The 23,251-nt window shown below is 42.3% G+C and carries 25 protein-coding genes and 1 tRNA gene; 12 read left to right on the plus strand and 14 right to left on the minus strand.

All coding sequences use genetic code 11. The annotated features are described in order from the left end of the window. Positions 1–5: 5 nt before the first annotated feature. A complete protein-coding gene (locus ACJVC5_RS14940) occupies positions 6–620 on the minus strand; it encodes a cation transporter (protein ID WP_408096335.1) in 615 nt (204 codons plus the stop codon). A gap of 123 nt (positions 621–743) precedes the next feature. On the opposite strand from ACJVC5_RS14940, the gene ACJVC5_RS14945 reads away from it, so the two are divergent. After that, positions 744–819 (plus strand) — tRNA-Ala (locus ACJVC5_RS14945). A gap of 133 nt (positions 820–952) precedes the next feature. Here the strand turns inward: ACJVC5_RS14945 and ACJVC5_RS14950 are convergent. Beyond that, positions 953–1,090: a hypothetical protein gene (locus ACJVC5_RS14950; RefSeq protein ID WP_408096336.1), complete on the minus strand. Its 138-nt coding sequence runs from the start codon at positions 1,088–1,090 to the stop codon at positions 953–955. 280 nt (positions 1,091–1,370) lie between these two features. On the opposite strand from ACJVC5_RS14950, the gene ACJVC5_RS14955 reads away from it, so the two are divergent. Then, on the plus strand, positions 1,371–1,868 hold the full coding sequence (locus tag ACJVC5_RS14955; RefSeq protein ID WP_408096337.1) for a hypothetical protein: 498 nt from the start codon (positions 1,371–1,373) through the stop codon (positions 1,866–1,868). A gap of 165 nt (positions 1,869–2,033) precedes the next feature. Here ACJVC5_RS14955 and nhaA read toward each other — a convergent pair whose 3' ends face one another. Next, complete coding sequence (nhaA, locus tag ACJVC5_RS14960; protein WP_408099245.1) at positions 2,034–3,365, minus strand: Na+/H+ antiporter NhaA; 1,332 nt, start codon at positions 3,363–3,365, stop codon at positions 2,034–2,036. Positions 3,366–3,383: 18 nt separating this feature from the next. Then, the gene (locus tag ACJVC5_RS14965; RefSeq protein WP_408096338.1) at positions 3,384–4,391 is read right to left on the minus strand and encodes a sensor histidine kinase; all 1,008 of its coding nucleotides are present in this window, start codon (positions 4,389–4,391) and stop codon (positions 3,384–3,386) included. 557 nt (positions 4,392–4,948) lie between these two features. Between ACJVC5_RS14965 and ACJVC5_RS14970 the strand changes: the two genes are divergently transcribed. From ACJVC5_RS14970 to ACJVC5_RS14990, 5 genes are all read left to right on the plus strand, one after another. Then, positions 4,949–5,089, plus strand: a complete 141-nt coding sequence (locus ACJVC5_RS14970) for a hypothetical protein (protein WP_408096339.1) — start codon at positions 4,949–4,951, stop codon at positions 5,087–5,089. A 191-nt stretch (positions 5,090–5,280) separates the two neighbouring features. Then, complete coding sequence (locus ACJVC5_RS14975; RefSeq protein ID WP_408096340.1) at positions 5,281–5,478, plus strand: hypothetical protein; 198 nt, start codon at positions 5,281–5,283, stop codon at positions 5,476–5,478. A 43-nt stretch (positions 5,479–5,521) separates the two neighbouring features. Then, positions 5,522–6,223, plus strand: coding sequence for a hypothetical protein (locus tag ACJVC5_RS14980; RefSeq protein WP_408096341.1), 702 nt, complete (start codon positions 5,522–5,524; stop codon positions 6,221–6,223). Then, the gene (locus ACJVC5_RS14985; RefSeq protein ID WP_408096342.1) at positions 6,220–6,663 is read left to right on the plus strand and encodes a hypothetical protein; all 444 of its coding nucleotides are present in this window, start codon (positions 6,220–6,222) and stop codon (positions 6,661–6,663) included. Before ACJVC5_RS14980 ends, ACJVC5_RS14985 begins: the two co-directional genes overlap by 4 nt. Before the next feature lie 115 nt (positions 6,664–6,778). Then, on the plus strand, positions 6,779–7,450 hold the full coding sequence (locus tag ACJVC5_RS14990; protein ID WP_408096343.1) for a hypothetical protein: 672 nt from the start codon (positions 6,779–6,781) through the stop codon (positions 7,448–7,450). Positions 7,451–7,483: 33 nt separating this feature from the next. Here the strand turns inward: ACJVC5_RS14990 and ACJVC5_RS14995 are convergent, their stop codons facing one another. The 5 genes from ACJVC5_RS14995 to ACJVC5_RS15015 all read right to left on the minus strand — a co-directional run bounded on the left by ACJVC5_RS14995 (position 7,484) and on the right by ACJVC5_RS15015 (position 13,943). Further along, entirely contained in the window at positions 7,484–8,638 is a 1,155-nt protein-coding gene (locus ACJVC5_RS14995) for a hypothetical protein (RefSeq protein WP_408096344.1), read from the minus strand. A gap of 127 nt (positions 8,639–8,765) precedes the next feature. Beyond that, complete coding sequence (locus tag ACJVC5_RS15000) at positions 8,766–10,004, minus strand: TolC family protein (protein ID WP_408096345.1); 1,239 nt, start codon at positions 10,002–10,004, stop codon at positions 8,766–8,768. 12 nt (positions 10,005–10,016) lie between these two features. Then, positions 10,017–10,460, minus strand: a complete 444-nt coding sequence (locus tag ACJVC5_RS15005; protein ID WP_408096346.1) for a hypothetical protein — start codon at positions 10,458–10,460, stop codon at positions 10,017–10,019. After that, positions 10,461–13,595: an efflux RND transporter permease subunit gene (locus ACJVC5_RS15010; RefSeq protein WP_408096347.1), complete on the minus strand. Its 3,135-nt coding sequence runs from the start codon at positions 13,593–13,595 to the stop codon at positions 10,461–10,463. A gap of 45 nt (positions 13,596–13,640) precedes the next feature. Then, positions 13,641–13,943 (minus strand): hypothetical protein, encoded by a 303-nt coding sequence (locus ACJVC5_RS15015; RefSeq protein WP_408096348.1) that lies wholly within the window; start codon positions 13,941–13,943, stop codon positions 13,641–13,643. A gap of 69 nt (positions 13,944–14,012) precedes the next feature. On the opposite strand from ACJVC5_RS15015, the gene ACJVC5_RS15020 reads away from it, so the two are divergent. After that, a complete protein-coding gene (locus tag ACJVC5_RS15020; protein ID WP_408096349.1) occupies positions 14,013–14,339 on the plus strand; it encodes a DUF3703 domain-containing protein in 327 nt (108 codons plus the stop codon). Here ACJVC5_RS15020 and ACJVC5_RS15025 read toward each other — a convergent pair. From ACJVC5_RS15025 to ACJVC5_RS15035, 3 genes are read right to left on the minus strand one after another with little or no spacing between them, the layout of a single operon-like run. Beyond that, positions 14,328–14,810 carry a hypothetical protein gene (locus ACJVC5_RS15025; RefSeq protein WP_408096350.1) on the minus strand — a complete coding sequence of 161 codons (483 nt, stop codon included), beginning with the start codon at positions 14,808–14,810 and terminating at the stop codon, positions 14,328–14,330. The genes ACJVC5_RS15020 and ACJVC5_RS15025 overlap by 12 nt on opposite strands. Before the next feature lie 48 nt (positions 14,811–14,858). Next, positions 14,859–15,206 carry an arsenate reductase (glutaredoxin) gene (gene arsC / locus ACJVC5_RS15030; RefSeq protein ID WP_408096351.1) on the minus strand — a complete coding sequence of 116 codons (348 nt, stop codon included), beginning with the start codon at positions 15,204–15,206 and terminating at the stop codon, positions 14,859–14,861. Between the two features lies 1 nt (position 15,207). Next, entirely contained in the window at positions 15,208–18,066 is a 2,859-nt protein-coding gene (locus ACJVC5_RS15035) for a BspA family leucine-rich repeat surface protein (protein ID WP_408096352.1), read from the minus strand. Between the two features lie 110 nt (positions 18,067–18,176). Here ACJVC5_RS15035 and ACJVC5_RS15040 point away from each other — a divergent pair, with 110 nt between their 5' ends. From ACJVC5_RS15040 to ACJVC5_RS15055, 4 genes are all read left to right on the plus strand, one after another. Continuing rightward, a complete protein-coding gene (locus ACJVC5_RS15040) occupies positions 18,177–18,383 on the plus strand; it encodes a SlyX family protein (protein ID WP_408096353.1) in 207 nt (68 codons plus the stop codon). Between the two features lie 61 nt (positions 18,384–18,444). Next, positions 18,445–19,491, plus strand: a complete 1,047-nt coding sequence (locus ACJVC5_RS15045) for a hypothetical protein (protein ID WP_408096354.1) — start codon at positions 18,445–18,447, stop codon at positions 19,489–19,491. Positions 19,492–19,597: 106 nt separating this feature from the next. Next, positions 19,598–21,652, plus strand: a complete 2,055-nt coding sequence (locus tag ACJVC5_RS15050) for a tail fiber domain-containing protein (protein WP_408096355.1) — start codon at positions 19,598–19,600, stop codon at positions 21,650–21,652. After that, positions 21,653–22,147: a hypothetical protein gene (locus ACJVC5_RS15055; protein ID WP_408096356.1), complete on the plus strand. Its 495-nt coding sequence runs from the start codon at positions 21,653–21,655 to the stop codon at positions 22,145–22,147. Here the strand turns inward: ACJVC5_RS15055 and ACJVC5_RS15060 are convergent. Together ACJVC5_RS15060 and ACJVC5_RS15065 are read right to left on the minus strand one after the other, a co-directional pair. Next, the gene (locus ACJVC5_RS15060; RefSeq protein WP_408096357.1) at positions 22,144–22,836 is read right to left on the minus strand and encodes a hypothetical protein; all 693 of its coding nucleotides are present in this window, start codon (positions 22,834–22,836) and stop codon (positions 22,144–22,146) included. The genes ACJVC5_RS15055 and ACJVC5_RS15060 overlap by 4 nt on opposite strands. Continuing rightward, on the minus strand, positions 22,833–23,216 hold the full coding sequence (locus tag ACJVC5_RS15065; RefSeq protein WP_408096358.1) for a hypothetical protein: 384 nt from the start codon (positions 23,214–23,216) through the stop codon (positions 22,833–22,835). The genes ACJVC5_RS15060 and ACJVC5_RS15065 overlap by 4 nt, the downstream gene beginning before the upstream one ends. Positions 23,217–23,251: the final 35 nt, after the last annotated feature.

Raw genomic sequence — 23,251 nt, forward strand, 5'->3', positions numbered from 1 at the left:
CTTTTTTATACAACTGTTGTTTGCTTAGAATCCATCCATACTTTGATGGATGATTTTCCTACAAGATAAGTGATTCCTAGGCCTACGATCACATCTGGCCAAATGGTATTAGTCAAATACACGAGAAAACTCGCAACGATTACTGAGGTGTTAGTAATGATATCATTACGCGAACAAAGCCATACTGATGAGAAATTAATGTCGTCGTTCTTGTGCTTAGAAAGAAGCCATAAGCAAACGAGATTTGCGATGAGGGCCAATGAACTCATGACTCCCATGACTTCATAGGTAGGTGTCTTCTGAGTGATTAAGGTCGTAATAGCTCGGCCTAGTACAAAGAGGGCCGTGATCATCATAACAGAGGATTTGAATTGAGAGGCCTTCACTTTTGCAGATAAAGACTTTCCGATCACGTAGATGCTAATTCCATAAGTGAGAGCATCGCCCAGCATGTCCAGGGAATCGCCTGTTAGGGACACAGATTTGGCGATCATGCCGGAAATAAACTCTGCTACGAAAAAGACCGCATTAATGATAAGAACGATCCAAAGGACTTTGGCCTGTTTCTTTGCCAGGGTATCCAGTTTCTTATTTTCACAACCACAACATTCTTTTGCCATATTTCTGATATTACTTGAGTTTAGTTACCCTAGGTACCTAAAAATTCAGCAGATTTCCCCTAAAAACCTCTTGCCCAGGTCCAAAGTTTTTAATAAATTATTACCACCTAAGTATCCAATTTTGGGGGTATAGCTCAGCTGGGAGAGCGCTTGCATGGCATGCAAGAGGTCAGCAGTTCGATCCTGCTTATCTCCACCAAAAGTCAAGCTGGTCGAACACGTGACTGGCATATTAAAGAGGGGGCCGGTTAATACCAGCTCCCTTTTTATTTTAGAACGTCCCAATCCATATTGAATTTCAAGTCTTTCAGGGAAAATCTCAATCCTCTCAACTAAGCTCTCACAATTTTTAGTTTCTTGGCCGAGGTTAGACCACTGCCTCTAAGATTTCGTAACACATCCAATAATTTCTCATAGCTGATGGAGTCAGTTGGAATTTCTTTTTCAGAGTCCTCGTCTTTGAGTTTCATCTTCTCTAAAACTTCTCTGTCTGCGGACCTCCTTAAGAATAACCGCAAAATTGCGGACCAAATTTCTTTAGACCACATATAAGTAACGAGAGTCATTTCGCTCCGGTTCTACTCAAAGCAACACATAGCCTAACTCATTGAATAATGAAGGTACTGTCAAATCCATTTACACGGATGAAATGTTTATCAAGTGGTCTGGGAATTAATCCTCAGTATGAGAACATAGGCGAAATATTTATTAACAACGAATGGGTTAAAACCATTAAATAAGGAAAGCAGTTTGAAACTATTATTGTTAACGGTACTAGGTCTGATGTCATTTTCATCTTTTTCAGCTGAAACCTATGTTGGGATTGATGAGACAGGAAAAACTTGTGAATTATTGATTGAACAAACGGAAGAAGGTAAAAATAAAATAACGATTTTGAACTACAATGAAAGTATAGATGCCTATAACGATGGTTTTAAATTTTGGAAAAAAAGAGACCTATCACTTACTACTCATAAGGATAGTGGATTAATAGAAGGTAAGAGCAAGAGTGTTCAGCGTTATGATTTTGATTGGGATGATAGAAAAAGAACTAATAGGGACAAAGTAGCCGTTACTCTGGATAACGGTAAGCCTATATCTTATAGCATAAACTCAGACATTAAAATTGTTACATATCCCATGCAACATAATGGCGAGCTCTTACAAGCAATCTCGGTAAATATGAAACGCATTTTTCATATCCCGATAAATGATTATTATAAGCGATCATCGACATGTAAATTTTAGAGACTACTCACTAGTGATCGACTCAAGTCACGCTCATCAAAACAAAGAATTTAAGAAAAAGCCCGGGACTACAATCTCGGGCTATTTTTATTTACTCGGTAAAGTCATAGTTTTCGGCCACTTACTTGCCTGCTTTTTTATTTTATAGAATGTTGATCATAGCAGTTAGTACGCATTGGATTTTTTTACACGATTTTTTTTTGTAAGATAAATCAGTGTCGTTATTCCTGTGGCCATTGAGACCAAAGATGCCGTCATGATTCCCATCTTAACAGGGGCCAATAAAGAAGCTGGAAAGGCCAACTCTGCAATGAAAAGCGACATCGTGAATCCGATTCCTGTGAGCAATGATCCTGCTGCCAGCAATGGCCAACTTAAAGACGGAAATGAGCAAGCGATACCAGAGCGGACACTAAGCCAACTCATGGAAAAAACCCCAAGTGGTTTTCCAATAGTCAGTCCTATGGCGACGGCGATGGTAGCCGGATCCTTCAGGGCATCCGGGGCAATGACGATGCCGGCGTTGGCGAAGGCAAAGAGTGGCATGATCAAGAATCCTACCCAGGGATGAAGTCTTAATTCGATTCGTTCTACCGGAGAGAGAGTTTCCTTTGCGGCAGTGGCGGCCTCGTAAAGTTCTTTGCGGTCTTGAGTGTCGCCACTCCAGTGATCTCCCTCAGGGTAGGAAAGTATCCGGGCAAAAGTTGCGCGGAGTCTTTCGTCGCTGACCCAACCTCGTACGGGTGTCATTAAACCGAGAATGACTCCTGCAACGGTCGTATGAATGCCTGAGGCGTCGAAGCACAACCAAATGATCACTCCAATCAGTGAATAAACAGGAACGCTTCTTACTCCGATCCGGGCCGCACCTCCTACAGCAGCAAGGCCCAAAACACCAAGTCCGAGGGCCATCCAATTCAATCCACTTCCATATCCGAAGGCCACGATAAGAATGGCCCCCACATCATCAAAGATTGCCAGAGACAGTAAAAACAACCTTAAACTAGTGGGAACCCTAGATCCAAGAAGAGCAAGACAACCAATGACAAATGCAGTGTCTGTGGCCATCACAACACCCCATCCCTGGGCCTCGGGCCGCCCATGTGAAATTGCTAAATAAAGCAAAGCAGGCACGAGCATTCCCCCAATCGCACCGGCGAGTGGGAGCGCGGCCACTCGAAAGTTCCGTAGTTCTCCAAGAACGAGTTCGCGCTTGAGCTCCAAAGCAACTAGAAAAAAGAAGAGGGTCATAAGACCATCACGGATCCAATGATGTAAGGATCGACTAAAATCTAAATTGCCAAGAGTTAATCCGATCGGCATTTCCCAAAATGACTGAAAGACACCTGACCACGGGGAATTCATCAAAATGAGAGCAGCAACAGTTCCAATGAGGAGCATGGCCCCTGTCAGGGCCTCGATCTTTAAGAAACGTGATAGTGGTCCAGTAATATGATGAATAATCTCGTGAGGAAGTCCCTGGTGGTTTGATTCTATGTTCCCCCCCTTAAGATATTAATGGAGCTGATTTTTTTTGAGGTCCCGGGCGTCTAATGGAAGTTCAACTGTGAATGTGGTTCCTGAACTTCGATCGCTTTCAACTGTCGCTGTCCCTCCTAAAGATTCAGAGATCGCTCTAACCATAGAGAGGCCGATACCCCAGCCTGCACGATCACTTCTTGCTGCAGATTGGGATCTACTAAATGCATTGAAGATGAGATCCTTTTCATGAGCATCTATCGGATTCCCATAGTTATGGACTGACAAGCTTACGTGGCCAGATTGCTCGGACAGATTGATCGTGATCGGTTCATTTTTAGCTCCATACTTAATAGCGTTCATAATGAGATTTTCCAATGCACGTCTGAGTCCTTCACAATCCCAATGCCCGAGGATGCGGTTCCCAGTAAGAATGATTCTAGATCTTTCTTTTTCGGCGATCTCATGGATGACTTCTTGGGCAATGGAAAACAGGTCGCACTCAGTGATTTTGAGCGGTAATTTTTCTCCTAGTTGAAGAGCGCTTGCATCTAGGAAGTCTTGGATCATACGATCGACCCGTTTCAAGTCTTTCACAATCTTGGCAGTCAGATATCCAAATTTTTCACGTGTTTTCCCATTTGGAATCTCTTCGAGATGCTTCTGGATAATTTGCGCACTCATGATGGACGAACTAAGGGGAGTTCTGAGATCATGACCTAATGTAGCTGTAAATTGTTCTTTGAGTTCGGCGTGAACCAGGAAAAACTCCATTAGTCCCTCTTGAATTGCCTGATCAAATGTTTTTTGAATAGTTTCGTAGTCCTTATCAGTGAGGTCTAGTTCCTTCTCTAGGTGGTGAGTGACTGTCTCCCTTAGCATCTGCAACTCTTGAACGATATCTGACGGGCCATAACCTGAATCGCGGGCCCTCTCTTCAGCATGTTCACGCACAAGTTTGGAACCTTCCTTAAGAAGTCCACGAGGTTTTTTTTCTGATAATGCTTGGCCCAGAAAATGAAGGAATTTCGGTAAAGCGTCCATGAGTGCTGGATGAAGAATTCCTGCCGACGACTTCAGTTCCTTCCGAACACGCAACTCCCATATTGACAGGATTTCTTCTGCCAACCTGCTAAGACTTGATTGTGCAGAGATAGGTTTAGATACGTCTCTGCTTAGATGAGGACCATCCTGCATTGAACTACCTTTGATTCTTTGCGACCTTTGAGGTCCTGACTTAACACGACCTCCAGTATTTCAAAATTCTATTCTAGAGCGACTTTATTTGCATACCTCGATGAATTAGGGATGGTCTGTCATCAAGAGCAAGGCATTAGATTAAGGTATTGCTTCACAAGGCCACGAAAAAAGGCCACCTTCGGTGGCCTTATTAGCAATAGAGAACTCGCACAAATCTTGAAGATAGGCGGCTGGGTCGATTTCAAAACCTTCCAAATTTATGTCCGGTCTGGATGTGAAGGGTGTCACCGATAACTTCAAGGTGATGCCGAAGGTTTTTGATGAAGAGAATGTTGTAAGCCTAAAAAAGGCTAAGTTTTGGGGAGGCCAAGGCCTCCTCATTTTTATTATGATGGAAGTCTATGACTGAATCAGAGTATGAGGCACTTAAAAGGAAGGCCCGTGAGTATAAGCAGATGGCAGAGCTTGCTATTGAGAATGACCTAGATGAGCAGGCCGTTCAGAATTATAACTTTGCCCTAGAAATGCTCATGAAGGCATGATTTGCTGGCAATTTCTAATACAACGAACACTGGTAATGTGAAATTTTGCGCAGAGCAGTTAATTCCGGGAAGACGATTAAGCCCATGTGGGATAGAATCCACAGTGTCTGGAACCCTGATAAAAGATATGAGATAGGCCCTGAGGGAACCGACTATTCAGATATTTTAACAGCATATGAAAGAGTGTACGGATGGATAAACAGCAAATTCTTCTAAAGCTTAAAGAACTCCTTTCTAATGCAATTCTTGGTTTGTCGACAAACGAATTAGTCGATCATGACATCATCATTAATCCACTTACTTTTAATGAAGTTAAGTTAGGAATCAGAGAAACAGAATCTCTTGGCCATTCAAGTAATGGTGATAGGGGTCTAGTCGCTCATCCTTAATGTTTTAGTTCTAAATTCACGACCCTTTTAATACCATAAGAAGATGAGATTATTTTTTATTCTGATCTTCCTGTTCCTTTCAGAAGCTCATGCAATTCAGTGTGAATGGTGGCAAACGAAAGTAAGTGCTCATCGGGTAGGTCAGCATGAAAGACAAGGTCATCAGGTTTCAGCACATGGCCGGAAGGAACATTGCAGGGAGAAATGGGTTAAGGCCGATTTCTTCATCAAGACTTTTAAAGACAGGCCTGAGACAGGTGTAGAGTTCACCGAATCAATCAAGGCATGGAAGAAGCAAGAGTCTGAAGATGTTTTGAAGACTTTAGCAGCAATTCCTGAAGTCTACGAGATGGAAAACTACCACTACTATCGCTCAGAGAAATCTGAACCTCGTGGTAATCCTGCTACGATTTATACTCTGACTAGATCGATGATTTTATTTGATACTTTCTTTAATGCTTCCAATAAAGACCAGATATTGGTCCATGAGTCCGGTCATTATCTTTACGAAAAACTTTCTATACAAGATAAACTTGAATTTATGACGGCTTCTGGTTGGACTAAGTCCATTGTCAATAGGTCTGAAAAATATCTCCCTCCGAAGAATTTGATCAAGGAGGATTCATCTGTTTCTCAAGATGAGGATTATGCCAATCATCTTGAGTTATATTTGAATGACAAAGCAACTTTGCGAACAAAAAACCTTAAAGTTTATGAACTGTTTGAGAAAAGGTTTAAAAAATGAAATTCATATCAGTGATTATGTTGTTAATCTTAGTCTCCTGCACTTCTGGAAATCCGCCAAGTAAAAAGGCAATCAATGAATTCGTTCGAATGAATGAAATCTGGCAGAAAAGGCCATCCAAGGAAAAGGTGGTAAAATATTTTGGCCTCCATTTTAAAGAAATCGAGGAAGGCATCTCTTATAATTATGACAATACCGGTTTTACCAAAATGGCCTTCTTTTTTAACAAGAATGAAAAGCTCACCGATCAGTTTGCCATCGTCGGACAGAAAGAGCTGAGTGATTTTAAAGATGGAGTACATTGTAACTGGATTGAAAAGAAAACCCAGATCAGAGAGGCCCATGCAGTGAAGACTGTTGAATCCGGAGAATGTCCTGAGCAGCACGTAAATTATTTTTTCAGACAGGACCTGGGACTTTATGAGCTTAGATGGTACTAGATTTATTTCCTGAAATGACTGGACCCTCGTTTTTAGTCCCCTTGATACTTCTTATCTAGCTGAAAAATTTTGTATTTCGGTGATCTCAGCTAAATTATAAAGAGAGTGCGAATAGGTGAACAAAATAATTTTAAATCTGTTTCTCTTACTTTTGTGTTCTTGTGCAACTCTATACTCAGGACAAGATCTTAAGAGCATTGAAAGAAAAGAACTTTCTACTTCCTTGCACTCTATCTCCTTTAGATTCTTTGGCCTTACTCATAATAGTTATGGCGGTAACTATGGTTACTATATACGCCGTTCTGAGCACATGTCTGACGCTTATGTTGGATATATTGATTCATTGAAAGTTTTTTCTAAAGTTGAGGCCGTTCGGTTTCCTTATGAATCAGTAGATGTCAAAAACAGTGATGACTTCGATAAACTTCTAAAAGATACAATGCCTGAAATTCAAACGGACTATTTTGTAGACGTAAAAGTGGTAATGCCCTTCAACCCGCATGGTGGTGGTTTAGGAATGTGGGGTGGATTGATTAGTGCTGCGACCTTGGGGATAATCCCGTCTTGGTGGCAGAATGAATATAAGTATGAGGTCTCAATTTACAAGAAGGGTATTAAAATAGGAGAAGAGAGTTTGAAGGAAAGTTACAATACTTTCCATTCAACATTGTTCCATTTAGTTCCTTCAAGTGAATATACATTCAGAAAGGACTTGAATAAAATCGACAAAAATTCCATCAGAACCATTATTCAGCATGTGGTTCAACAAATTGAACATTCAAAATAAAAAAGGCCACCCTTCGGTGGCCTAAGCGATTCATTACTGTTTGGTTCTAATGTCATCACACTTCAAAACTTTAAACTCCGATAGTGGAATCTTAGTCAAATCTCCCAACTGCGTTTGCTCCCACAGATAAGAATTTGTTCCTAGGTTCTGGAAGTAAAGCGAGAGTGTCGGACTGTTGTCGGCCATGAAGGCGCCATACTTCTGTAATGCTCTGGCCACAACTTTGGCGTCGGCACTTAGATTCAACGAATCTAAATCCAGATTTGGGTTCAATTGAATACGAGCTCCTTCCAGGATTGTGTTATCACCAATCTCCCAGCCATCAGTTCTTGCGGCCATAGGAGCACAAAGCTCTTTACTCCAGGTATTCGAAGCAAGTTTCTTTAAACGGTTAGTCGGTCCGGCCATGGAAAGGGCGTGTTTAATTTCACCTGATTGAAATTCTGTATAGCGAATCAGACCTCCGATAAATGGCATACCGGAACCGCGAACGTTTTTCATCCACCAACGAGATCCATCAAAAGGAACTTGAGTTCCTTCACTTGTGCTTTCGAAAATTGCCACTCTCGTGGCGAGTGCTTTACCAGTACTGTCCCATCGAAAACGGCTGAATTCGTAGATAGTACCAGTGGCCGTGTCATACATGATCATGTGACCGTCAGCTTTTGGATCGGGCCATACCGATGTTGGCATCGGGATGTTTGGAACTTCACCAATACCTAGAGGATCGACTGAATTATGAAACCCTTCGTGATATCCTACTTTGGCCGTATCAAAATACACCGTTCTTTTTGGAGCGGTTGTTGAATCAATAAAATGAAGGGGAGCTGTCCACTGCTTGTAGTTTAGGCCAAGGACAGGAGCGTATCCCCCTTGCTGGACGTACATCTTTACAAGCTCCATCATCGCCGCCGAATTGGGTTCATACACTGGATTCTCTCCAATTGGAGTGTTCCAAGGAGACGTTGCTGAGAAGACTCTTGTTAATAATGGATCGGGAGTCGTTGTTGTCTGTGTAGTGGTGGTTTGAGTCGTTGGAAGAGGTGCAGTTGCCACCGGCTTCTTAGGCGCAGATTTCTTTTGTACGCGCGAGAAATAGGTCTTTTTAAGAGAGATTGCTTCTGCAGACAAGGAGAAGCAAGAAAGGGTTAATAAAAGGGTAATAGGTGTTAGTGTGTTTTTTTTCATGACAAGTCTGATCGGGATGATCATTAGGAAGATTCACTGGTGATTAAGAAAGCTTAAAAGATAGTGCTCCAGTGACTCAATAGAACCTCAAGAAATAAAAAGGGACCCTTTCGGGTCCCCTCACTAACTAATTTCCACTTAGGCTCATGAGATAAAAGGCCTCGGCCGTCGCAAACTGATAGTTCTTTTTTACTTCCGCAAAATTCTCACGGGCCTCGATCCAACGTTGATTGGCCTGGAGAACGTCCGGAGAGTTTTTTACACCTCTCGAGTACTCGCTCAGAATACTTTTTTTGTAATCATCCATGAGTTTAACGTTGTCCTCAGCTCCATGAATAAGCGTGTGCGCAAGCTCCAATTTCTTCATCGCATTTTGTGTATCACGTTCTAACTCAAGTTGCTGCGAGCGAACTTGGGCCGCTTGTGCTTTCACGAGTGATGATTTTGCTTGGGCCTGTCTGATTCCCTCACCACCATCGAATAAAGGTAGTGTGAATCTAAAGCCGAAGGTCACATCATTGCGCTGACCGACTTCAGGATACTCCCGCTCTTTTTGGGTAAATCTTAGAGCGTAGGTATAAAGCTCAAGATCAGGTGTCCACCATTTAGCGGCCTGCTTTTGCTCGAGATTCGCAACTTCGCTTAAAAGATTTGCTTTCTTTAAGAGCATTGAATTCCCGACAGTTGGAGAGAGGGTCTCTTCTTTTTCGTGATCAGGATGAGAGTTCACAAAACTAACATCGAGGGTGTTATCAGGATTTTGCCCTAAAAGAGTAGCAATCATCCTCTTGGCCACACCTTCTTCGTATTTAAGACTCTCTAGCTCCTGCTGCAATTGAATTTTTTGTTGCTGGAAATCCAGCAGATCTGTTCGTGTCGCAAGACCGGCATCAATTCTTTTCCGAGCACCTCTTAAATTCACTTCATTGGAATCAATTGCCGAAATCAGAATATTTTCCAGCTCCATAATGTAAGCATAATGGGCCATGGCCTTGCGAACTTCGGAGATAATGAGAGAACGAGAGATTTTGGTCTCAATACCAGCGATCTCAGCTTCCTTGTTTCGCTTTTCATTTTCAACCAAGTCGCGGCCAGAGTTAAAGACATTCACTTTCGCTTCGATACCACCATAGGGCTGATTGACCCAGTAGTAAGGGCCAGTGGTGTATTTTTCCCGGCCATAGAGAGCAGTGACCTTTGGCAGGAACGATCTTGTAAGTGATCCTTTAAGTGTCTCTGAAGCTTTAAGCCTTTCCTTCAGTGTGCTGAGATTGGGGTTTTGTTCCACCAATTCATGAATAGAGGTCTCATTCACGGTCATCGCCCATGAAGGAAAGCTCAATAATAGAACGAATAACCATTTCATAAATACCTTCTCTTAATCGAGATTTGAAAATCCTACGAATAACTTTTGAGTTCCCTTTGTTAGGAACAAATCAATGTTAAACGGCTTGTATTCAACTTGCGGAAGTTGGGCCTCAAAGTGATTTCCTGCTTTCTTAAATTTAAAGTCACCGAAGTAAGTAAATTTGCCTTTCTTTTTGGCCTCGAGTTTTGCTTCAACTTCGGCACCAAAAGTGCTTAGGTCCATGAGGTTCATTTTATTGTCGAAGATATAAAGGCTCAGTTTCCCCGAAGCAGCACGGACCAGTTCTGCCTTGTAAAGAGTCTTGGCATGATCTCCCTTGCCGGCCTCAGTTTTGTCGACAATAGGAGCTGTAATACCACCAAATTTTCCGCCTTCAGACAGAGAGCCGTGGCCACCTTCATGAGCGAAAAGAGAAAAGTTTAGAGTCATAAGAAGTGCAATTAGTAGTTTCATTTAGAGTTCCTCATTTTTTAAACGTTGATATTTGTCGATATATTTTTGCGAAGCTTTTTCACCAAAAAGATAGAAAACCGCTGGAGTCACAAAGAGATCCAGTAGAGTAGAGGTTAGAAGTCCTCCCACGATAACCACTGCTACCGGGTGAAGAATTTCTTTCCCGGCCTCACCTTTTGCAAACAAAAGTGGCGTTAGGGCAAGAATCGCCGTCAGTGCCGTCATAAGAACGGGTACAAGTCTCTCAAGAGTCCCGCGAATGATCATCTCTCTCCCGAATTTTTCACCTTCTTCCATCATGAGATGAAGATAATGTGAAATCATCATGATCCCGTTTCTTGAGGCGATCCCACAAAGGGTCACAAAAGCAATCAGAGAAGCAATTGAGAATGATCTTTCCGTCAGATAGATGGCCCCTACACTACCAATGAGCGCCAATGGAATATTGAGCATAATCTGAAACGATAGGACTGAAGAGTTGAAGTGAAAATAGAGAATCAGAAAAATTAAAAGGAGAGAGATGAGTCCTAACCAGATCATCTGTTGAGATGACTTCATCTGACTCTCAAACTGGCCCCCTACTTCCATGTGATAACCTTCCGGCCACTCAATTTCTTTTGAGGCCTTCTCTATTTTTGTGACGAGTTCACCCAGATCTACACCGTGTGAATTGGCCGAGACCACGAGCCTTCTTCGAAGCCCTTCACGATTAATCATATTCGGGCCACTGCCTTTATAGACATTGGCCACGTCTTTGACCTGAATGTGGTCACCGGTAGGAAGAAGTCTCAGGCGAATGTTCTCAATGGTCTCAGGATTAGATCTTGATGGTTCATCCAGTCTCAGCATGATTCCGTGAATCTGCTGGCCCTCGATAACGTTACCTACACTATAACCATTCAGCATGGCCTCCATGTCCTGGGCCATAGAACCGGCACTCATGCGGGCGCGTTTTACTTCTTCTTTATCAATAAAGACCTTAAGCTGAGGAATCTGAACCAGCGGTTCTACCTGAAGATCTTCAATTCCTTTGATGTCCTTGATCTTTTCAAAGATCTCACCACCTAAGCGACGAAGTTCCACAATATCAGGACCGAAGATTTTAAGAGCAATCTGTGAGCGAACACCTGAAAGCATGTGATCCAGACGGTGAGAAATGGGCTGTCCCACGTTCACAAAGACATCCGGCCATACCGATTTTACTTTTTCTCGAATCTCGTTAAAGATTTCTTCTCTTGGTTTATTATTTGGCTTGAAATCAATGTCGATTTCATTCCAGTTTACCCCTTCAGCATGTTCATCCATTTCGGCACGACCAACTCGACGAGTCGTCGACTTTACCTCAGGAATGGTAAGAAGGGCCTTCTCTACTTCAAGACCTTTGCGGTTAGATTCAGCAAGAGAAATCCCAGGTGTGGCCTGAAGGCCAAGTGTGGCGGAACCTTCGTTAAAAGCGGGAAGAAAATCTCGTCCCATAAATGGAACAGCAGCGACCGCGATCAAGAACGCGAGAGTTGCCCCGCCCATGATCAGATAGGGCCTATTCAGAGTGTGCACCAAGAGTTTTGAGGCCCACGCTTTTAAAGCTCTAACTGTTAGACCATCTTTTTCTTCTTTAATATTTTCTGAGTGTCTTCCCAGAAGATAGTAACAAAGAACTGGAGTCAATGTTAATGAGACAAAGAGTGAGGCCAGAATTGAAATAATATAGGCATGTCCCATCGGTGCAAAAAGTTTTCCTTCGAGTCCACCGAGAGCGAACAACGGAATAAAAACCAACACCACAATGATGGTTGAGAACACAATAGAATTTCTAATTTCGGCGGAGGCGTCGTAGATGACTTTAAGAACAGGTCTTGGATTTGAAAGAAGTTTGTTTTCATTTAAACGACGGTGAACGTTTTCCACGTCTACAATGGCATCATCCACCAGCTCACCAATGGCGACCGCTAGACCCCCCAGGGTCATGGTATTAACACTGATTCCAAAAAGCTTAAAGACCAGAGCAGTTAAAACAAAAGAAAGTGGAATGGCCGTGAGAGTGATGAAAGTTGTTCTCCAATTAAGTAGGAACAACATGAGAATAATCACCACCATGATGGTTCCATCTCTAAGGGCCTCGGTCACGTTTCCTACCGCATTTTCGATGAAGTGGGACTGTTTAAAGAGATCAGATTTAATCTCAACTCCCTTAGGTAAGGATTTTTTGAGAGCTTCTAACTCTTTTTCAATCTGGACTGTGAGCTTGGTCGTTTCAGCAGTTGGTTGTTTTTGGATGGTCATGACCACTGAAGGAACACCGTTAACTGAACCATTTCCTCGTTTAAAATAGGCCCCTACTTTCACCTCGGCGATGTCCTTAACGGTAACAGGATTTCCCAGGTGAAGTCCTACGAAGGCCTCTTCAATGTGCTTGATCGTTTCGGCCCGTCCGATGGTGCGAATAAGATATTCTTTTTCACCGATATCAATAAACCCACCGGAAGTGTTGTGGCCAATTTCGGCCAAAGAGTGTTTTAGATCTTCGATCGTAAGACCCTTGGCCTGGATTTTTTCGGCCGAAACTAGAATCTGATACTGCTTTAAATCTCCACCAATCGTGATGATCTGACTCACTCCAGGAATGGCCAAAAGCCTTGGTCTAATCGTCCATTCGGCCAAAGTTCTTAGATCCATGGGGCTAACTTCTTCAGTGGGAGAAGTGAGTCCTACGAACATAATTTCACCCATGATGGATGAACTTGGAGTCATGACCGGTACAATATCTTCAGGCAGTTTTTCTCGGGCCAATTGCAGTCTCTCTGCAACAATCTGACGATTCTTATAAACGTCTGTGCCCCAGTCAAATTCAGCATACACAATTGAAATCCCAGCACCACTACTAGAACGAATCCGCACCAGTCCAGGAAGACCATTAAGAACGTTTTCAATGGGCATCGTGACCTGAACTTCGGTCTCTTCAGGTGCAAGGCCTTTAACTTCAGTCATGACCGTCACCACCGGACGGTTAAGGTCTGGAAATACATCCACCGGAAGATTTAAGGCCTCCCAGGTTCCAATAATTAACAGAATGGTACTTATTGCTATAACAGCAAGTCGTTGGCGCAGGGCCAATTTAATAATTGAATTAAGCACAACATGTCCTTACTAAATTTTAAACGAAACAGAGATGAGAAGGACCTAGGCTATAGGAGGATGAAAGATCGAGGATTCAAATTTAGAGATTTTGAGTTGATCGAATGCAAAGAACTCCGTGCTTGGAATGGATGTCGGTTCATTTAAAGCAATAGAGTCTTGAGGGAGAATTTTTAAATGATTAATAGGGGAACAATGGCAGTGTTCTTGCGTTGAATGAGACTTCTCTTCATGCTCATCGTGATGTTCCATTTCAATGGAATGAGAAGTTTGAACTTCAAAATTACAGCAATCAGCGAAGACGCTGGCCGAAAAAAGAATGGTGAAGATTAAAAATAAGACCTTCATTTGTGCTAGAATTTTAGCCTAGATTAATCTCACAAAGCAAATCTAAATTTAAAAAGTCAGGAAAACATAATGTTACGAAAGAAGAAATTTGAAGATGAGTTGCAGTTTTATCAAAATTCAAAAGATGACGACAAAATTCGCCACCATTTAGGCCGGGCCCATGTCCTTTCGCAGAATTCTGTTACAAAGCATCTCTATGTCCATTGGCTCATGTTTGCTTATGCCTTAAAGAACATGGATCTCAAAGAAACATTCGGGCAATTGTTAAGGCTTTTTGTGACGATCCCGGGGCATATGATGGGACGAGTGCCTCGGGGAAATATTGGATGGAGCACAGTGGGACTTACAGAAGTGATGCAAGTCCCAGAAGATTTAAAATCAGTTTTAACGGAGTGACTTAAGGTATTTAAAATTTTTCGGGGCCTCTGACAAGTTCATCTTCGCCGTTCTAATGAGATTAACGAGCTCAGCTTGCTTGATCAGGCCCAGGCTTAACTTTTCACACCCCATCGACTCAATTGGATCGGTAATTTTATAAACTGATACGTGTTGAGGCCAAAGGTTATTTTCTAGATTACTTCCACCAGCACAAAGTGGAATGAAGTGATCAATTTTGAAAGTCGCGCGATCACCACTTAAACGATATCCGAGATTATTTCTATATGAAATGAAGATCGCTTCTTTGGTGAATGAATTCACCGCGCGTTCGCAGTAAGCAATTTGCTCAGGGTAGCGGTATGAATCAGCATGATCACAAAGTGAACCTGGAGTAAGACGAGGATCTGGATTTTTCGGGTAGGCCATGGGAACTGCAGCGCTCGCGCTTAAAGTGAACATAGTAAGAGCTAAGACAGCAATTCTTTTCATTCAGGGCCTCGATGTTATTTTTCGAGGTTTATAGGGCAGGGAGAGTCCTCAGTCAATAAGACTTAAGACATTTTCTGGAGGACGCCCAATAACGCCTTTATTTCCTTTTAAAACGATTGGTCGTTCAAGAAGCTTAGGATGCTCTAAAAGAGCGTTAATGACTTCCTGGGCGTTATTAAGATCAATTTTGAGGGCCTGGAACTCTTCTTCTTTGGTTCGAACCAGTTCCTTTGGATGCACTTTTAGGGTCTCAATAATCTTTGTGAGGAAATCGCGAGTTAGACCACTGTTGAGGTAGTCAACGATTTCTGGCTCGATCCCATGTTCTTCAAGAATGGCCAGGGCATCTCGACTTTTTGAGCAACGGGGATTGTGAGTGATAATGAATTTGTTCATATTATGGTTGGTATCCAAGATCGGTAATGATCCAGTTGAATGTTCCTTCAAGATTTGTCTTTGGAGTGACAGCAGTACTGTCATGATAAACGCTGGTATCAATTTCTGCATTTGCAGAAGTGGCCGTGGCGGTGGCCTCTGCCATGACCAGGAATTTACTCCAATTAGTTTTTGTAATCCCACTGCCCGTAAACATGTAGTTTAAGTTTGTCACCACACCTAGGTCCCAATTCGTTGTATCAGGGTTCGCAAGTGTTGCTCCTTCAAACATACTGGTCATCGTTTGTACTTTGATTGTGTTCCAGTTCGTTGTATCAGGCATCGCTGCAGTGGCATTATTGAACATGCGATCCATTTGTTCAACATTTGAAGTGTTCCAACCACTCACATCTGGATTGGCCATAGGAGCGTCTTTAAACATATTGTACATATAGACCACATTGTGTGTCTGCCAAGTTGAAGTATTAGGATTGGCTGCCGAGGCCCCTTCAAACATACTACCCATATTGGTAACATTGCTCACGTTCCAATTGCTTGTATCAGGAGTCACGAGAGGGGCCTGACTGAACATGTAGCTCATGTTAGTCACCAGAGATACATCACCACCATTAAAGATTGTCAGGTTTGAACAGCCTTTAAATCCGTATTGAAAATCCTTCCAACCCATTTCACCCAGATTCAAAACTTTTTTAATCTTTGGAGCATTTGGAGAGTTGTTAAATGACCAGGCTTCCATTGTTCCTGTGATCGTAATGGTATAGGTGCCGGCAGTTTGGTAGCTATGAGAGACCGCATAACTAGTATGTGTTGTCTTCGGTGTTCCATCTCCCCAATCGACAGTGAAGTTATAAGTAAAACCACTTGGAGGAAGAGGAAGGGCAATTGTTTCTCCATTGGCCGCAATTTGCCATTCAGATTGAAACGGATACTTAACTCGATAAGAAACAGATGCGGTTGAACAAGGGGACGCATTCCCCGCCTTGTCCCATTGGCGAACATAGAACTGATACTGCTGGCCAATAGTAAGATCAGGAGTTGAATAGGTTTGTGAAGCTGAGGCAGTAGGCATCTGAGTAAACATCGTGCTACAGCCTGGGTCTTGGTAAATTTCTGTTTTCCCATTTAGTTCAAGATTATTTAACTGAAGAGTGATGGATCGTTGATGAGAAGCATTTTCCGCAGGTGAGATTAAAGACAACGACGGATAAACCGGTGCCGTATTATCCACAACGACTGGTGATCCCGAGGTCACATTACTATAGACCCCACCCGTAGAATTGATCTGGAAATTGATCGCGCCATCCGCGTCGCCCGGTTGGACAACATAGCTGATTGTATAATTCAATCCTGTTGGTGGGTTTACTGGAACAGAATTCCCATTAACAGTCGCTGTGAATGTTGAGTTTGCACTAGAGGTGAAACTTATTGTGACCGTATCACCCGCTTTGGCCACATCAGTATTCGGATTTGACGAACTCATAGAAATCGAACTTAAAGCAAGATTTTGGTATTCGTAATTCACAGATGATGAACATGAAGAGGTGTTACCCGCTGGATCCTTCTGTCTTGAATAGAAGATATAAAGACCTGGAGAAAGGGCCGGCGGAGAAATTTGCGTTGATGGTGCCGTTCCTGGTGCCTGTGCCATAGGAGCACTTGAACATGCAGAATCGCTGTGAAGGTAGACAGTGTTCCCACTGATAACATTGTTCACTTGGAAAACAGGATTTGGATTATTGGCCGGACTTGATACTGGATTCACAAGAACAATAGAAGTCGTTGGTACGGTCTTTAAAAAGATGACCTGTGAAAAATCAGTCGTACTACTAAAAGAGGTTCCTTCAGCTGAAATAAAAAAAGGAACTGGCACTCCTTCTTGTTCTGAACCATTGAAAGAGTAAGTGGCCGAGTAGTTTGTTCCTGAGGCAGTGGGAGTTACTTGAATACCATTAATAGTGACCGTGAAATTGGCAGCTTTATTAGCAGTAAAATTGAGGGTTAGGGTGTCACCAATCTTGGCATAAGCAGGATTGGGATTACTGCTCGTCATGCTAATGACTGAAAGGGTCAGGAGTTGTGAGCTTTTTTGAGCAAATAAATTGACGTAATACCCATCTGTATAGATATCGGAAACGGCCCCTGTCGCCGTATTGGCCATCCCAAAAGGGAAATAGATCATTTCCTTACCGGAAGTACAGCTACTATCTGAGAAGATATCCACTGCGGTGATAAAAGTTCCATCGACGTCACCGTAAGGAAGTTTTATTCCTGTCGAAGTTGTTCCATTTGGAAATGCTTGAGCGGCGATACATGGACTGTTTAAACTACCATTGTGATTAATAGTTGAAGCATCATAAGAGACAAGTCGAACACGATATGAGCCAATTGTCCCTCTTTGTGAGTCCTCACAGGTACTAGTATAAGCATTAACAGAAGTTAAATCCTGACAGTTAGTGAGCTTTAGCGAGGCCACACCACCTGTTGCTCTGAAAGCTGCCGGCACAAAGTTTTCATTTTCACAATTGGCCTTTAGAATATTGATTTCGACGGTGGCAGTAGGATCTTTAAGATTAGCACTGGTCTCACCACAGAGTAGATTTCCCTGCATGACCTGGGCCCCGTCCCAACCAACGGCCTTGAAGTTGTATTCACCATGTTCAAGCGTGATGGTCTTCGTTGTTGATTGAAGTGAAATGGCCGAAGTCGTGTTCTTTGTTTTATTCGTAATATAAATCATAAGCCCACCAGCTTGGGCCCCAATTGAGAATGAACGGGAGACTGATAGTGTTGTATTGGTTCCCTGGCCGCCGGAGCAACCCCAGAACAACAACAATAAAAGCATGAAACTAAAGACTTTCATCTCTAGACTTATCGGTTATTCCCCTCAGAAATTTATTTAATTTATGTTAGAAGGAGGGCGGTCTTGTCGGGTAATTAGGGGTTTGGTAAGTTAACATAAAGAGGACCTATATGGATGAAAAACGAATTATAGATTTAGAGATTAGATTCTCCCACCTGGACGACTTTATTGATCAACTTAATAAAATTGTGACTGATCAACAGCGAACCATTGATCGTCTGGAGAAAGAAATTTTGGATTTAAAGCGATCGGCCCATGGTGGAAGTGGAGTCGATGGAAACAGAAGTTTAAAAGACGATAAGCCGCCACATTACTAAGAAAATTTAGATTGATCAAAGTAGTGACCCTCCGATACGGCTAATATCTACTGAGGGTCATATGTTTCAAAATGTTGCTGTATTTAATGACTATTATCTAAATGATAATTTGTTTTATGGGCTTGAGAAATTCAAGGCCAATAGAATTAATCTTTTAAATAGGTACACCCAGAATCTCGAGCCAAATATTCTCGACATATTTTTTTTGAAAGGCTCAATTAACTTTCAAGTTTCCCGTGATCTTTTTGAAGAGACAAGGAAAAGACCTCAACAGTATTCTCAATTTAGATATTTTACCCAATCGTTAGAAAAATTACTCAATATCTCCTCCGATTATCCTGATTTGTTTGCTGATGAGATTTTAAGTCTTAATACAAGAAAAAATGCTTTTGGATTAGTGAAAGTGTTTCTGATTAATGCCATGAACGTGGAATCTTCCTTTTTGAATTACTTCACCAACTCACAATTACCCTTCCAAATGACGTTAAGTCGAGAAGCTGATTTATATTGGATCAAATTTAATTTTCAAGAAGACTTCTTTAATCATATCTTGTTTTTGTCACTTGTAGATCATTATGAACTCGAGGTCCTTTGGCTTCAAAAGAGCACTCCTAAAATTTTCTATGATCATCATGCCATAAAAGTGGGCAACTTTATCGGGGAGATTAATCCCAAGGTTGGAATTGAATTCAATCCTGTAAATGACCATAAGTATTTTTCGCCAACCAAAGATTATGCAATCGTTGAGAGCAATTTACACACTGGAGAAAAAGGGAGCAGGATATTTTTAAGGGCATTGGCCAGACAGAAATATAGATCAAGTTATAACTTTCTATCTTATAACTGCGAGCACTTTGCTTCATTTTGTTTCTATGGCATTCCTCGTTCTAAGCAGCTTAGATTTGTGGTCACATTCCTGATCTTCACTCTAAGTGCTCTATGTATAGGCCAGTGGACCTTATACCTCTCGTTGCCTTTTATTTTTCCAACAAATCTATGGCATCGTACGACCTATGTTTACAGATCAGAAAAAAAATTAAATAAACTTTTGATAGTTATGTTCATTGTATGCGTACTCATTTCCCTTGCTCTTTATCTGCTTAAATAACAGGTAGAGGTCAAACTTAACAAAGCCTTAACAGTTTCCCGATATTATGGGAAAGATTCTGACCGAAATAAAGATTATCCTGAGCTTCTCTCACAAGGATACTTTAATGACTAAGCTCTCCCTTTTCATTGGTCTTTTTCTTTCTCTGTCTCTCTCCAGTGCTTTTGGAGTAGACACCTTTGGATACTCTGGAAGACTAGTCAAAGTAGATGGATCTCCCGTTCAAGGTCCAGTTACTTTAAAATTAGATCTCGCCTATACAGATTCAGGTACTGGAGTAGGCCCAGTTCTTTGTTCTAAAGATATATCTGGAGTTACACTAACCAACGGTGTTTTCCACTTAAAAATTGCTTATACTAGTGCCGAATGTGGAGGAAATCCTATATCTAAAATATTGGTGGATGTTCCTTCTGGTGAAACAATTGCCATTCGTATAACTGACGTCACAGATTCCGGTAATCCTAAAGCATATTCATTTCAAGCAGTGCATGCACTTCCTTACGCTGGTGTTTCTTTAATGGCCCGTGATTTGGTCCAAATGGGAGCATCTCCGGGTCATGCCTTAGTTTGGAACGGCAGCAAGTGGGCTCCTTCTAATGTTGGAACAGGAAACGGAACAATTACTCAGATAAACACCATAGAGGGAATTGAAGGTGGACCTATCTCAACTGTCGGGACCATTAAACTTGTGGACGGAGGAGTCACCAACGTGAAGCTTGCCTCGGGAATTGATCCCGCAAAACTGAGTGGGACGCGAGATGCGACGAAGTTTTTACGAGGAGACAATACCTGGGCGACACTCTTGAATGAAGTGATGAATTCACTTCTGACAGGAGTGACAACAACGAATTCACCAATCAATGCAACTGATTCATTGCTTGTAGGCATGGGAAAGCTTCAAGGTCAAATCAATGGTCTCTCGTCCGGTAAGTTAGATAAAACTGGTGGAACATTAAGTATCGGAACCATTGATGGTGTTCCAGATCCAGTGTCTGATAATCAGGTCGCGAATAAAAATTATGTTGATGATAAAATTGCCAATTATGTTTTAAAGGCCGGCGATACCATGACCGGTAATTTAAATCTGGAAGCAAGACTTCGCTTTAAGTCAACCACTGCAAACTATGTAGAACTCAAAGCGCCAAGTGGGCTAGGAACGACTTTCACTCTCAATTTACCTCCATCTATCGGAACATCGGGCCAGCTTTTGACTTCCGACGGATTGGGTGGAATGTCTTGGACGAATCCTGCGGCCGGTGCAAGTGGTCCCGCTGGAGGAGATCTTTCCGGTACGTATCCCAATCCATCTATTAGTGGACTATCAGCGACTAAAATTGCTGGAGGCGCTGTCGATAACACTGAGTTTGGTTATCTAGATGGTCTCTCAGGAAATATACAATCACAACTTAATACAAAAACGACAATTACCAATGGGACGACCTCTCAGTATTTCCGTGGTGACATGAGCTGGCAGGATTTGGGAACGGCCGTTCGTGGGACAACATTGACTGGCCATGCTTCAACCACCGGAACTATTACTGCAGCAGATTCGATTCTTTCAGCAATTGGAAAGCTTAACGGAAATCAAGCAAGCTATCTTCCTTTATCTGGAGGAACACTTACTGGTGGTCTCAACATGAGTGGCACGATGATAACAGGTCTAGGTTCCCCATCTCTTGCGAGTGATGCCGTTAACAAGACCTATGTGGATTCTCGCCTGGTTTGGGCCACAAGTGGAACTAACGTTTACTATAACGGTGGTAACGTCGGAATAGGTACAGCAGCACCGGCCCAAAAATTAGAGGTTGTGGGAACGATCCGGACAACTGATGTGATTTATACTTCTGATAAGAATGAAAAGAAAAATATCAGGACATTGAATGGAGAGGAGACGATTCGTAAGATTTTGGCCATTCGACCAGTCTCTTATCAATGGAAAAATAATGGCGGCCCTGACATGGGTGTCATTGCTCAAGAGTTGAAAGCCATCTATCCGGATCTTGTTATTAAAAATACGGATGGGAAATACTCAGTGAGGTATCATTCACTGATTGCTCCATTGATTGGGTCAGTACAGGAACTTCATGCTGAAAATGCTGAACTAAAAGCACGTATGGAGGAACTCGAAAGAAAAATGAATGAACTGGTAAAGAGAAAATAAATGAGACTCATTACTGCCTTTTTATTTTTGATCACATTGAAGGCCCACGCACAAGTTGCTTGTTCAGGGGCCGATGCCGGAAAAATGCGTGTCTCTGGAAACTTGTTCCAGTACTGTAATGGCAGCTACTGGGTGAGGCTCAATGCATACCCAGGGTCACCTGCTACTTGCACTGATTATGGGAAAACCTCAGTGGTTGGAACTTCTCCTTATATGAGGCTTCGTTACTGCGCGCTTAATGGCCAGGCCTTCGAAACAAAATACAGTCAGCATGAACAAACCAATACTGGTTGTATTGCCGCTCAGGCGGGGAAGATTACCTATAGTGGTGGAGTCATGCGCTTTTGTGACGGATCTACAAACTTTGCCATGGATTGTACCTGTTACGCCGATAGCACATGTTGGCGAGAGGGATATCGCCTGTTGTTTGCAAACTGTTATATGACCTGTAATGCGAATGGAACTTATTCAGCTGAGTTTGTTAACTGTGACTAAAACCCATCTATAAAATCTTTTAAGTATTTTTGTTCTTTTTTAGTCAGGTCGCCCAATGGCGGCATATGGGTATTCTTCACCATAAAATCTATGGTTATTCCGTTTTGTCTCGTTAAATACCCTCTGGAGAATGTTCCCTGGTCTTGATGGCACTTCATACAGGCGGGAAGGGTCAGCGGAGTGTTGCTGATTTTCCCCGGATGGCGAAAGGGAACATCCCCCACTTGATTATGAGTGGAATTGGTGCTTTCTAGTTTGCCATAGAGCTTAATTCTTAAATTCAAAAGGCCTACCTGAATTCTCTCGCCTAGAGAATTGAACTCCATTGGTCTGATGGCACGTGGCCCATTTGGGTGGCACATAAAGCAAGAGACTTTAAAGGGAATCTCTTTTTCTTTGCCAGTAAACTCATTTGTACCTGTTTCAAGTTGATAGAAACGAGTCTTTTTATCTTTCACCGTAATGACGAGCTTGTCCCAGTTTTCTTTTTGAGGTGTTAGGCCTTCATGACTTTGTCTCATAATCCACACATCCTGACCGTCTTTCCACTGCCAGGTGATTTCATTGTAGACGATGGCGTCTTCGGAGGTTCTTGATTCGGCCGAAGCAAAAGTAATAGGTGAGGTCATGAATTTGTAGGATGCGAACACTCCCAAAAAGAGAGTGATCGCAAGAATGGCAATTTTCATTGATAGTCGCAGCTTAAGTAAGTTTCTTTACCATCGTAAGAAAGTTTTGAAGTCATTGTTGTGAAGGACTTATTGTTACAGTTACGACGATTACATCCACCACCTGGCTCATAAAGTTTGTAACTGATGGTGAGATCGGCCTTGGCCCCTTCGGGAGTCATCATTTCATACTTATACACCTTATATAGGACATCGCTTGTGACTGAATATGCGCCCGTGAGTGAAGTTACTTTCCCGTTTTCATTTAAGGTTCCAATCGCCTCTTGATTTACTTTATCCTGAACTGTGATTTGAACACCCTGTCCATTAGAACAGTCATACCCCGCGACTGCTACCTGAGAAACGAGGGCCAGACCTAGAACTGCTAGTGATTTATACATTTGCCTCTCCTTTTGTTGTTATGTGGCCCTTTCAA

The organism is Peredibacter sp. HCB2-198 (assembly GCF_045999315.1).
Classification (GTDB): domain Bacteria; phylum Bdellovibrionota; class Bacteriovoracia; order Bacteriovoracales; family Bacteriovoracaceae; genus Peredibacter.